This is a genomic window from Paraburkholderia oxyphila NBRC 105797, assembly GCF_000685075.1.
Classification (GTDB): Bacteria; Pseudomonadota; Gammaproteobacteria; order Burkholderiales; family Burkholderiaceae; genus Paraburkholderia; species Paraburkholderia oxyphila.
On record NZ_BAYD01000103.1, the window covers coordinates 24,833 to 35,824 of the forward strand.

Below are 10,992 nucleotides of genomic sequence, written 5' to 3' on the forward strand. Positions count from 1 at the left end.
TTTATCAACGACAAAAGGAAATACAGATGAAAAAGCAGCAACGGGTTCTGATTACGGGCGCGGGCCGCGGGATTGGCTTCGCAATTGCTCGATTGCTGGCCGCCGAGGGCTACGACCTCGTGCTGAACTATCGATCGGAGCAGGGCAAGTCGATTGCGAATCTGCAGCGATTCCTGCAAAGCGAGGAGGCCAAGGGTGTCGATATCCGGCTCGCCAAGGGCGACATTGCGGAGACCCGCGATATCGAGAACATGATGAAGGCGCTGCGCGCCGAGGGCGTCGAGCAGATCGATCACCTCGTGCTCAATGCCGCGAGCTCGCCCTTCAAGCCGTTCCTCGACATGAACAAGTTCGACTGGAAACTGCTGCTCAACAGCAATCTGGTCGGCAACGTCGCCTGCGTGAACGAAGTGGTGCCGATGATGAAGGACGGCGGCACGATCTGCATTCTCTCGAGCATGGGCAGCCGCGTCGTGATGCCGAAGTATCCGCTCGGCATCATGAAGTCGGCGCTCGAGAATCTCGTGCGCTACCTCGAAGTCGAACTCTACGACCGCAATGTGCGCGTCAACGGCGTCTGTGCCGGTCTCGTCAACACCGACATGGGGCCGATTCTGAAGGAAATGTGGCCGGAAGCCGTTGCGCGCTTCGAGGCGGGCCATCGCCGCTGGTCGATCGAACCCGAGGAAGTCGCGGAAATCGTGTCGTTCCTGATTTCGCCGAAGTCCTCGGCGATCCGCGGCGCGACGGTGCTGGCCGATCTGGGCGGCGGGCTGTCAGCCTGAGGAGGCGCCGATGAAACACAGGAAAGTAGCGCTTGTAGCGGCGTTGCTGGTGGGTGCGGCATCGGTCGCGTCGGCAGACGAAGCGGTGCCGCTCGCGCTGCCTGCGTCCGCCGCCGCGGCAGCAGCGCCGGCGAGCGAAAACGGTGCCCCCGTGCAGCAGGACGCCCAGGCCCAGCACATCATTCGCATGGCCGATCGCGTGCGCGCGCCCGATCAGCCGTTCCGCTATACGGTGAAGCTCAACGAGTTTCAGGCCGGCAAGAGCGTGAACCAGCAGACGCTCGATATCTCGATGCGCTTCTACAAATTCTCGGAACGTGCGCTGAAGGGCGACGCACGTGCGCTCGTGCGCTTTGTCGAGCCGGTCCGGGACAAGGGCAAGGCGATGCTCTCGGACTACGAGAAGATGTGGTACTACGCGCCGGACCTGCGCCGGCCGATCCCGATCTCGAAACAGCAGCGGCTCATCGGGCAGATCTCGAACGGCGACGTTGTCGCGGCGGATTTCGACTATTCGTACGTCTCGCAACTGCAGGGCGAGGAGCCTTGCGGCAAGGCGGTGTGCTATCGCCTCACGTTGCAGCGGCGCTGGCCGTTCGTGACCTACCCGAAGATCATGTACTGGGTCGAGAAAGACACGTTCTATCCGTACCGAGCCGACTTCATGTCCGATTCCGGCGTGGTCATCAAGCGCTCGTACTACAGCGACTATCGTCCGGAGCTTGGGCAGATGCGTCCGCATCGTATCGTCGTTGAGGATTCACTCCGTAAGGATTACTACACGACCATGGATTATTCCGATCTGCGCTACGAGTCGCTGCCGGAAAGCTATTTCCAGATCGACTATCTCATGCGGATGAACTGATTCGCTCGAATCTGCGAGGTTCGGGTGGCGCGCGGATTGGCCGATAAAGGCGTCATCGTTTGACATGACAGGACAGGGATAGTGAAGAACCGGTTAGCACTAACGTGTTTTGCCGCGCTGGGGGCGCAGTGGGTCGCGACGCCAGCGCACGCGTTCGACTGCGCTTCCGCGCGCGGCTATGTGGGCCTCGAGGGCGACGACGCGCTCTCGCGCGACAGCTTGTGGGGCAGCGATTCGTCGCCCAGCAATTTCACCGTGAATGGCTATGCCAGCGGGACCATTTCGTGTCAGCTCTCCGAGCAGATCAGCGTGAAGGCGTCTGGGGCCGCGCAATATGCAATGGACACGGAAGATCCCGGCACGCTCGACGGCAAGAAGGACAGCGGCGTTGCCATCCTGAACGAGGGGTACGTCACCTGGAAACCCTCGGAGCAGATCTTCCTCGACGTCGGCAAGATCGAGCGCAATAACGGCAATCTGTTTTCGCAGAATCCGCTCGACGTGGTGCGCAATACGTCGGGCAATCTGCGCTCCACGCTCGTCAGCAACGGCGACACCAACCGCTACGGGTTCTACCGCGAAGGGTCGGTGGGGGTGGGCGTGAGTGCCTACAACGACCATGGCACGATCGACCTCGCCTATTTGCCAAAGCTTGCGAGCAACAGCGACCAGGCCCAATCCGCGGAAAGATGGAGCACGCTCGAGCGCACCAACTCCAACAACCGCTTTTACGCGGCATTCACGTCTTCGGTGCTGAGCAATTTCAATCCGACTGTCGCGGCGGTGGTGGGCGACTACAACGTGCTCGGCGTGGGGACCAGCGGCTATTTGATGGACAACCTGATGCTGGGCGTGCAGGCGTCGGTCAGCAAGGGGCAGCGCTGGCGCCATCTGGACATGGCCAAGGCGGAGGCCATCCGCGCGTATCAGAACGTGGGCGATCCCTTTGCGATCGACCGGGACGGCGCGCTCACCGATATCGCCGTCGGCCTGCGCTACACCGATTCCGAGCGCAGGGAATATGGCATCGAATATTACGGCCAGAGCCAGGGGTACAGCCGCAACGAATGGAAGGGCTACTTCGATACGGTCACGTTCATCAATGGCGGCTATGCGAAAGGCTTGCCGAGCGCCGTCGCCTCAAATCTTGCTTCGGGCTACGACCAATACTCGAGTCTCTTCGCATCGGAGACGGACAACGCGAACCGGGCGAACAACCTGCTCGGCAAGCACTATCTCACCGTGTTCGTCAGTTCAAAGAAGCAGGCGCTTCGCAAGCTCGACTGGACGGCTTCGGTGACGACGAATCTGGTCGACGGCAGTGCGTATGCCAACGCACGCCTGAGCACCTTCGCGAGCAATCACGTCGAGCTTTACACGGGGGCGTCGATGAGTTTCGGATCGAGCCGTTCTGAATTCGGTCAATTCGGCAGGAGGGGGTATGTTTATGCAGGAACGCGAATCATCGTTTGAGCGCGTGATCTCGGATCACGTCTTTCTGTTTCCCGGGCAGGGCAATCCGGCGATCGGCATGGGCGCCGAGGTGTGCGACGTGTCGCCCGCCACGACGGCTGTCTGGGACTGCGCGAGCGACTTCTCGGGTGTCGACGTGCGCAAGCTGTGCCGCCGCGGGCCGATGACGCGGCTCACGCGCACGCGCTTTCAGCAGCTGGCGGTGACCACGGTCAGCGTCGCGATGTTCGAGCGTCTGCGCGAGTTCGCGGCGATCGAGCGGCCGGTGTTCGCCGGGCACAGCGCGGGCGAATACGCCGCGCTCTATGCCGCGGGCGCCTTCGATATGCCGACGCTCTTCAAGGCAATCACCGCGCGTGCCAATCTGATGGAGGAAATGGCCGAGGCGAGCGACGGCGCGATGTACGTGGTGAAGGGCATCGACCGCGCCACGCTGCAGGGCCTGCTCGACGAGTCGGGCGCGGGCCCTGGCGTGCAGATCGCCAACGACAACTCGCCGCGTCAGCAAGTGCTCTCGGGAACGGCGTCGGACGTCAAGGCGACGGTCGCGGCGGTGCAGCGTCGCGGTTACGACGTCGTGAAGCTGCCTGTCAACGGCGCATGGCACAGCGTGCTGATGGCGCCGGCCGTGCCTCGTTTGCGCGAGGCGCTTCGCGCGCTGGCGGTGCGCAAGCCGGTGCATCCGGTGTACATGAACCTGAGCGCCCGCGTTGAAACGGACGTGGACGTGATCGTCGAGAACCTCTGCGACCATCTGACCCATACGGTGCGCTGGCGGGAAACGATGGAGACGATGCTGGCGGGCGGCCGCACGCACTTCGCCGAGATGGGCGCGAAAAGGATGCTCACGCATATGCTCGCGTCGCATTACCCCGTCGGCGCGCAGCTCGACGTCTCCTGCTTCGACGACTGGTCCGCGCAGCGCGAGCCAGCCGAGTCCGTCTGCTAAGCGAGGTCGCGATGGTGCCGAGTTCCTCTGACTACATCAGGCGCCGCGTGATGGCGATCATCGTCGTGACCGGCGTGATTGCCACCGTCCTGGTGTCCTCGCTGACGCGCAACGCGCCCGGCCTTTCGGTTGCGCAGGCGATCGCGGGGCTCGGCATGATTACCGCGTCGATTTTCTTCGCCATTGCCCGGGACAGTGGCGGCTACTGGTTTTACGCGATCCGTGCGGGCAAGGTGTTCGATCCGAATCCGGTCTTCCCGGGCGATGCGCAAGACAGGACCTGGCAGGGCGCGCTGATCCGGAATCCCTGGATGGCCGCCGTCGTGGGGTTCGAGTTCGCCGCGCTCATTTGCCTGCTCGCGCACGCGCTGGTTCCCCGGCATCTCATTGTGTTTGCGTGGTGCGACACGATCGTGCTGCTGCCCGCGGCGACGGTAGGCTTTTCGCTGCTGGCTGCACGCGCGGGCGCGCAGGATGCGTTGAGAATCTTGAGCGGCAAGCACGCCTTCGCCCGGCCGCAGCATCGTGCGGCTCAACTGGTGGCCGCCGACGTTTTGATCGCCATCGCCACCAATTTCGCGCTCGTGCTGCCGGTTCGGCACAAGGCGGCGTATTCACTGGACCACGGGTACGGTTACCCGCCGTTTGTCGTTGCCTTTGTCATTTTGCTGCTGATCGTGTGCGCGTTCATGCTCGCCTTCGCCGCGCGCTCGCGGCGCGCCACGCTGGTGGGCGAGTTGCTGATGGGCAAGGCGGATGGCCAGTTCGTCTCGCTCGCGGGGATGCCGTCACGGTGGCTCGCCATGCCCAGGTTCCGCCGCTACGCGTTCTACCTCGCTTCGATCGTCGTCTGGGCGGTGCTCGTATGCGCGGCATTTGCGAAGTGGGCGCCTTCGCTGGGCTTTGTTCCGCTTTATTGCGTCGCCCTGGTGCCGCTGTTGCTCATGTATGCGCTCGAGCGATGCGCGGCGATGCGCCGCGATCTGGCCGAGGCGCAGGACGCCGAGCGTCGTGTGCTGATGACGTTCAGCTACGAGAAGCTGCCGGGGCTGATCGAGGAACGCATGACGTAACGTGTCGCGTTGCGCCGCGCCGCGTCGGGCGCTGCGTGGGGCGGTCGGCAGCCCGCCCCACTGCCGTTCGGCCAACGTCACGGAGATTGGCGGTCGCGGCGGGTGCGGGTTGGTAAAATGCGGCAACCCCGCCTTGTCACGTGTGCCGCCTTCATGTCCCGCTCCCTCGAAATTCTCAACGAAGTCTTCGGTTATCCCGCCTTTAGAGGGCAGCAGGCCGAGATCGTGGAGCATGTCGCGACGGGCGGCGATTCCCTGGTGCTGATGCCCACGGGCGGCGGCAAGTCGCTCTGCTATCAGATCCCCGCGCTCGTGCGCCACGAAGCGGGCCATGGCGCCGGCATCGTCGTGTCGCCGCTCATTGCGCTGATGCAGGATCAGGTGGCCGCGCTCACCGAAGTCGGCGTGCGCGCCGCCTACCTGAATTCCACGCTCACCGGCGCCGAGGCCGCCGCCACCGAGCGCGCGCTGCGCGAGGGCGACATCGACCTGCTCTATGTCGCGCCCGAGCGTCTCATGACGCCGCGCTTTCTCGATCTGCTCGAGCGCGCGCGCATTGGCCTCTTTGCGATCGACGAGGCGCATTGCGTGTCGCAATGGGGGCACGATTTCCGGCCCGAGTACATTCAGCTCTCGGTGCTGCACGAGCGCTTTCCGGACGTGCCGCGCATCGCGCTCACCGCCACGGCGGACGCCATCACGCGCGACGAGATCGTGCACCGTCTCGCGCTCGATGACGCGCGCATCTTCGTGTCGAGCTTCGACCGCCCGAACATCCGCTACCGGATCGTGGAGAAGGACAATGCGCGCACGCAGCTGCTCGACTTCATCCGCGCGGAGCACACGCGCGCCGACGGCACGACCGATGCGGGCGTCGTCTACTGCCTCTCGCGCCGCAAGGTGGAAGAGACCGCGGAGTGGCTGAAGGGGCAGGGCGTGCGGGCGTTGCCCTATCACGCCGGCATGGAGTTCGAAGTGCGCCAGAAGCACCAGGAGATGTTCCAGCGCGAGGAAGGCGTGGTCATGTGCGCGACCATCGCGTTCGGCATGGGCATCGACAAGCCGGACGTGCGCTTCGTCGCGCACCTCGACTTGCCCAAGAGCGTGGAAGGCTACTACCAGGAGACCGGCCGCGCGGGCCGCGACGGGCTGGCGGCCAATGCGTGGATGGCCTATGGCCTCGGCGACGTCGTGCAACAGCGCAAGATGATCGACGAGTCCGACGCCGACGAGCAGCACAAGCGCGTCCAGACGGGCAAGCTCGACGCGCTGCTCGGCCTGTGCGAGACGGCCACGTGCCGGCGCGTGCGCCTGCTCGCGTACTTCGGCGAAGAGAGCAAGCCGTGCGGCAACTGCGACACCTGCATCGAGCCCCCGGCCACGTGGGACGCCACGCGCGAGGCGCAGATGGCGCTGTCCTGCGTGTTCCGCGCGCAGCGCGCGAGCGGTTTCAACTTCGGCGCTGGCCACCTGATCGACATTCTGCGCGGCAACCGCACCGAGAAGATCATGCAGCGCGGGCACGAGAAGATCTCGACCTTCGGCATCGGCTCGGCGCTTTCCGAGGCGGAATGGCGCGGCATCTTCCGCCAACTGGTGGCGTTCGGCTACCTCACGGTCGATCACGACGGCTTCGGCGCGCTCGTGCTCACCGAGGCGAGCAAGACCGTGCTCAAGGGCGAGCAGAAGGTCACGATGCGCCGCTATGTGAAGCCCACGCGCACGCGGGCCTCGTCGAGCCGCACCAGCGAACGGGCCGATCCGACCCTCGGCATGAGCCCGCGCCAGCGCGCGCGCTGGGAGCGCCTGCGGATGTGGCGCACCGAAACCGCGAAGAGCGAGGGCGTGCCCGCCTACGTCATCTTCCACGACGCCACGCTGGCGGAGATCGCGCGCAACGGCCCCGAGTCGGTCGACGAATTGCGCGATATCCCCGGCATGGGCGTGCGCAAGCTCGAGCGCTTTGGCGAGGAGCTGGTCGAGGTCGTCGGCGACGACTGAGCGCAGCGGTTCTCCATCGCCGCCACATCGGCATGGCAGCGCGTCACGCCGCGCCACATCCTCCGTCGTCCGAAATGCCGCAAGCCGTTGACTTGCTTGGTATTTTCGGAATATCATGCTGGGTTCCGGTTTCTGGGATGCTTGCGCACGTCGGTTAGTTTGACTAATTCGTCGGCTGATCGGCGCGATAAAAAGCCAGTTTTTTCAGTTTCCGGAGTTCGACACGCAGGTTTTTCCGCTTTGCCCGGAAATAAATGCGTCGATTTTGTTCAATTTCAGGAATAAACAATGCCAACCATCAATCAACTGGTTCGCAAAGGCCGCGCTTCGGAAGCTACGAAGAGCAAGAGCCCGGCCCTGCAGGACTGCCCGCAGCGTCGCGGCGTGTGCACCCGTGTGTACACGACGACGCCGAAGAAGCCGAACTCGGCACTCCGTAAGGTCGCCAAGGTTCGTCTGACGAACGGCTTCGAAGTGATTTCGTACATCGGCGGTGAAGGCCACAACCTGCAGGAACACTCGGTTGTGCTGATCCGCGGCGGCCGTGTGAAGGACTTGCCGGGTGTGCGTTACCACATGGTTCGCGGCTCGCTGGATACCCAGGGCGTCAAGGATCGTAAGCAGGCTCGTTCGAAGTACGGCGCGAAGCGCGCGAAGGCTGCGAAGTAAGAGTCAGGTGTCGTCGTGCTCGCGAGAGTGCCGGCGATAAAAGCGACAGGTGCCGGATTCGCCGGTGCTGTCGAGTAAGTGGTCACCCGACCAGGCTGGTAAGTCGTGAGATGAATCGGGTTAGTTGGTGGCCGCGGAGCGCAAGGAATCATCCCGCGCTTCAACTGAAAAGTTAAAGGAAGAAACATGCCGCGTCGTCGCGAAGTCCCCAAGCGGGAAGTGTTGCCGGATCCGAAGTTCGGTAACGTTGATGTAGCCAAGTTCATGAACGTGCTGATGCTCTCCGGCAAGAAGTCGGTTGCCGAGCGCATCGTGTACGGCGCTTTCGAACAGATCCAGACCAAGGGTGGCAAGGACCCGCTGGAAGTGTTCACTGTCGCGCTCAACAACGTGAAGCCGGTGGTCGAAGTGAAGAGCCGTCGCGTTGGTGGTGCGAACTATCAGGTTCCGGTCGAAGTGCGTCCGTCGCGTCGTATGGCATTGGCGATGCGTTGGCTGCGTGAAGCCGCGAAGAAGCGCAGCGAGAAGTCGATGGCCCTGCGTCTGGCAGGTGAACTTTCGGAAGCGGCTGAAGGCCGTGGTGGCGCAATGAAGAAGCGCGACGAAGTTCACCGGATGGCAGAAGCGAACAAGGCGTTCTCGCACTTCCGCTTCTAAGAGAAAACCCCTACCGGGGTTTGCTCAAAAAGCGGAAAAAAATTCCGGGCGGGTGCGCTTATCAGGCGCCTCGCCCGTTTGTGTTCAGGCACGTTGGGATCGACCTGGTCAGGATAGACCCGGTCGGGATAGACCCGGTCAGGTTGACCCGGTCAGGTTGACCCCGGCGCGCACCTCCCCATAGAGGATCAAAGTGGCTCGCAAGACTCCTATCGAGCGCTACCGCAATATCGGTATTAGCGCTCACATCGACGCCGGCAAGACGACGACGACCGAGCGCATTCTGTTTTACACCGGCGTGAACCACAAGATTGGTGAAGTTCACGACGGCGCTGCGACCATGGACTGGATGGAGCAGGAGCAGGAGCGTGGCATCACGATTACCTCGGCTGCTACCACCGCGTTCTGGAAGGGCATGGGCGGCAACTATCCCGAGCACCGCATCAACATCATCGACACCCCGGGCCACGTGGACTTCACGATTGAAGTCGAGCGCTCGATGCGCGTGCTCGACGGCGCGTGCATGGTCTACTGCGCAGTGGGCGGCGTGCAGCCCCAGTCGGAAACGGTGTGGCGCCAGGCGAACAAGTACAAGGTTCCCCGTCTCGCGTTCGTCAACAAGATGGACCGTACCGGCGCGAACTTCTTCAAGGTCTACGACCAGCTGAAGAACCGCCTGAAGGCAAACCCGGTTCCGGTCGTGGTGCCGATCGGCGCTGAAGAAAACTTCAAGGGCGTCGTCGACCTCCTGAAGATGAAGGCGATCATTTGGGACGAGGCCTCGCAAGGCACGAAGTTCGACTACGTCGACATCCCGGCTGAACTCGTTGACACGTGCAACGAGTGGCGCGAAAAGATGATCGAGTCGGCTGCTGAAGCCAGCGAAGAGCTGATGGAAAAGTACCTCGGCGGCGAAGAGCTGTCGGAAGCCGAAGTCGTCAAGGCGCTGCGTGACCGTACGATCGCGTGCGAAATCCAGCCGATGCTGTGCGGCACCGCGTTCAAGAACAAGGGCGTGCAGCGCATGCTCGACGCGGTCATCGACTTCCTGCCGTCGCCGGTGGACATCCCCCCGGTCACGGGCGAACTCGAAAACGGCGAGAAGGCCGAGCGCCGCGCCGCCGACGACGAGAAGTTCTCGTCGCTCGCGTTCAAGATCATGACCGACCCGTTCGTCGGCCAGCTGATCTTCTTCCGTGCGTACTCGGGCGTCGTCAACTCGGGCGACACGGTGCTGAACTCGACCAAGGGCAAGAAGGAACGCCTCGGCCGTATTCTGCAGATGCACGCGAACAACCGTGAAGAAATCAAGGAAGTTCGCGCAGGCGACATCGCTGCTGCCGTCGGCCTGAAGGAAGCGACCACGGGCGACACGCTGTGCGACCCGGCACACCCGATCGTTCTCGAACGCATGGTGTTCCCGGAGCCGGTGATTTCGCAGGCCGTCGAGCCGAAGACCAAGGCTGACCAGGAAAAGATGGGCCTCGCCCTGAACCGCCTGGCACAGGAAGACCCGTCGTTCCGCGTCCAGACGGACGAAGAATCGGGCCAGACCATCATTTCGGGTATGGGCGAGCTCCACCTCGAAATTCTGGTCGACCGTATGAAGCGTGAATTCAACGTGGAAGCGACCGTCGGCAAGCCGCAGGTTGCCTACCGCGAAACGATTCGCGCCACGGCGAAGGACGTCGAAGGCAAGTTCGTCAAGCAGTCGGGTGGTCGCGGCCAGTTCGGTCATGCGGTCATCACGCTCGAGCCGAACGAGCAGGGCAAGGGCTACGAGTTCCTCGACGAGATCAAGGGCGGTGTGATTCCTCGCGAATTCATCCCCGCGGTCGACAAGGGTATCCAGGAAACGCTGAAGGCAGGCGTGCTGGCGGGCTTCCCGGTCGTCGACGTCAAGGTCCACCTGACGTTCGGTTCGTACCACGACGTTGACTCGAACGAAAACGCGTTCCGCATGGCCGGTTCGATGGCGTTCAAGGAAGCGATGCGCAAGGCGCAGCCGGTCATCCTCGAACCGATGATGGCCGTCGAAGTCGAAACGCCGGAAGACTACATGGGCAACGTGATGGGCGACCTGTCGGGCCGTCGCGGTATCGTCCAGGGCATGGAAGACATGATTGGCGGCGGCAAGATCGTTCGCGCCGAAGTCCCGCTGTCGGAAATGTTCGGCTACTCGACGTCGCTGCGCTCGCTGTCGCAAGGCCGCGCAACGTACACGATGGAATTCAAGCACTACGCAGAAGCACCGCGTAACGTGGCCGACGCGATCATCAGCGCGAAGGCGAAGTAAGCATCGGCGCAAAAGCGAATCGGGCATGAGCCCGGTTCGCATCGCACAACGACACCGATTCACCACTTTTTTGAAAGAAGAGAAACATGGCAAAGGGTAAATTCGAACGGACCAAGCCGCACGTGAACGTGGGCACGATCGGTCACGTTGACCACGGCAAGACCACGCTGACGGCAGCGATCACGACGGTTCTGACCGCGAAGTTCGGCGGCGAAGCGAAGGCG

General features: G+C 63.0%; 10 protein-coding genes. All 10 read left to right on the plus strand.

The genetic code is table 11. The features are described from left to right. The first annotated feature begins 26 nt into the window (after positions 1-26). Entirely contained in the window at positions 27-785 is a 759-nt protein-coding gene (locus tag BO1_RS38850) for an SDR family oxidoreductase (protein ID WP_028222185.1), read from the plus strand. A 10-nt stretch (positions 786-795) separates the two neighbouring features. Further along, a complete protein-coding gene (locus BO1_RS38855; RefSeq protein WP_028222186.1) occupies positions 796-1,650 on the plus strand; it encodes an outer membrane lipoprotein-sorting protein in 855 nt (284 codons plus the stop codon). Positions 1,651-1,731: 81 nt separating this feature from the next. After that, on the plus strand, positions 1,732-3,123 hold the full coding sequence (locus tag BO1_RS38860) for a lysozyme inhibitor LprI family protein (protein WP_028222187.1): 1,392 nt from the start codon (positions 1,732-1,734) through the stop codon (positions 3,121-3,123). Next, positions 3,092-4,072 carry an ACP S-malonyltransferase gene (locus BO1_RS38865; protein WP_156992644.1) on the plus strand — a complete coding sequence of 327 codons (981 nt, stop codon included), beginning with the start codon at positions 3,092-3,094 and terminating at the stop codon, positions 4,070-4,072. The genes BO1_RS38860 and BO1_RS38865 overlap by 32 nt, the downstream gene beginning before the upstream one ends. A gap of 50 nt (positions 4,073-4,122) precedes the next feature. Beyond that, positions 4,123-5,145: a hypothetical protein gene (locus BO1_RS38870; protein ID WP_028222189.1), complete on the plus strand. Its 1,023-nt coding sequence runs from the start codon at positions 4,123-4,125 to the stop codon at positions 5,143-5,145. Between the two features lie 153 nt (positions 5,146-5,298). After that, positions 5,299-7,146 (plus strand): DNA helicase RecQ, encoded by a 1,848-nt coding sequence (gene recQ, locus BO1_RS38875; protein WP_028222190.1) that lies wholly within the window; start codon positions 5,299-5,301, stop codon positions 7,144-7,146. 288 nt (positions 7,147-7,434) lie between these two features. Then, positions 7,435-7,815 carry a 30S ribosomal protein S12 gene (gene rpsL / locus BO1_RS38880; protein WP_027797953.1) on the plus strand — a complete coding sequence of 127 codons (381 nt, stop codon included), beginning with the start codon at positions 7,435-7,437 and terminating at the stop codon, positions 7,813-7,815. A 186-nt stretch (positions 7,816-8,001) separates the two neighbouring features. Next, the gene (gene rpsG / locus BO1_RS38885) at positions 8,002-8,472 is read left to right on the plus strand and encodes a 30S ribosomal protein S7 (RefSeq protein WP_006053291.1); all 471 of its coding nucleotides are present in this window, start codon (positions 8,002-8,004) and stop codon (positions 8,470-8,472) included. A gap of 193 nt (positions 8,473-8,665) precedes the next feature. After that, positions 8,666-10,768, plus strand: coding sequence for an elongation factor G (gene fusA, locus BO1_RS38890; RefSeq protein WP_028222191.1), 2,103 nt, complete (start codon positions 8,666-8,668; stop codon positions 10,766-10,768). 86 nt (positions 10,769-10,854) lie between these two features. After that, the coding region (locus tag BO1_RS38895; RefSeq protein WP_028222192.1) for a GTP-binding protein at positions 10,855-10,992 on the plus strand (138 nt) is incomplete at its 3' end.

Excerpts from the sequence above, each read along its gene's own strand:
- rpsG (WP_006053291.1), top strand. The coding sequence starts at position 8,002 with ATGCCGCGTCGTCGCGAAGTCCCCAAGCGGGAAGTGTTGCCGGATCCG.
- BO1_RS38870 (WP_028222189.1), top strand. The coding sequence starts at position 4,123 with ATGGCGATCATCGTCGTGACCGGCGTGATTGCCACCGTCCTGGTGTCC.
- recQ (WP_028222190.1), top strand. The coding sequence starts at position 5,299 with ATGTCCCGCTCCCTCGAAATTCTCAACGAAGTCTTCGGTTATCCCGCC.
- BO1_RS38855 (WP_028222186.1), top strand. The coding sequence starts at position 796 with ATGAAACACAGGAAAGTAGCGCTTGTAGCGGCGTTGCTGGTGGGTGCG.
- BO1_RS38865 (WP_156992644.1), top strand. The coding sequence starts at position 3,092 with ATGTTTATGCAGGAACGCGAATCATCGTTTGAGCGCGTGATCTCGGAT.
- BO1_RS38850 (WP_028222185.1), top strand. The coding sequence starts at position 27 with ATGAAAAAGCAGCAACGGGTTCTGATTACGGGCGCGGGCCGCGGGATT.
- rpsL (WP_027797953.1), top strand. The coding sequence starts at position 7,435 with ATGCCAACCATCAATCAACTGGTTCGCAAAGGCCGCGCTTCGGAAGCT.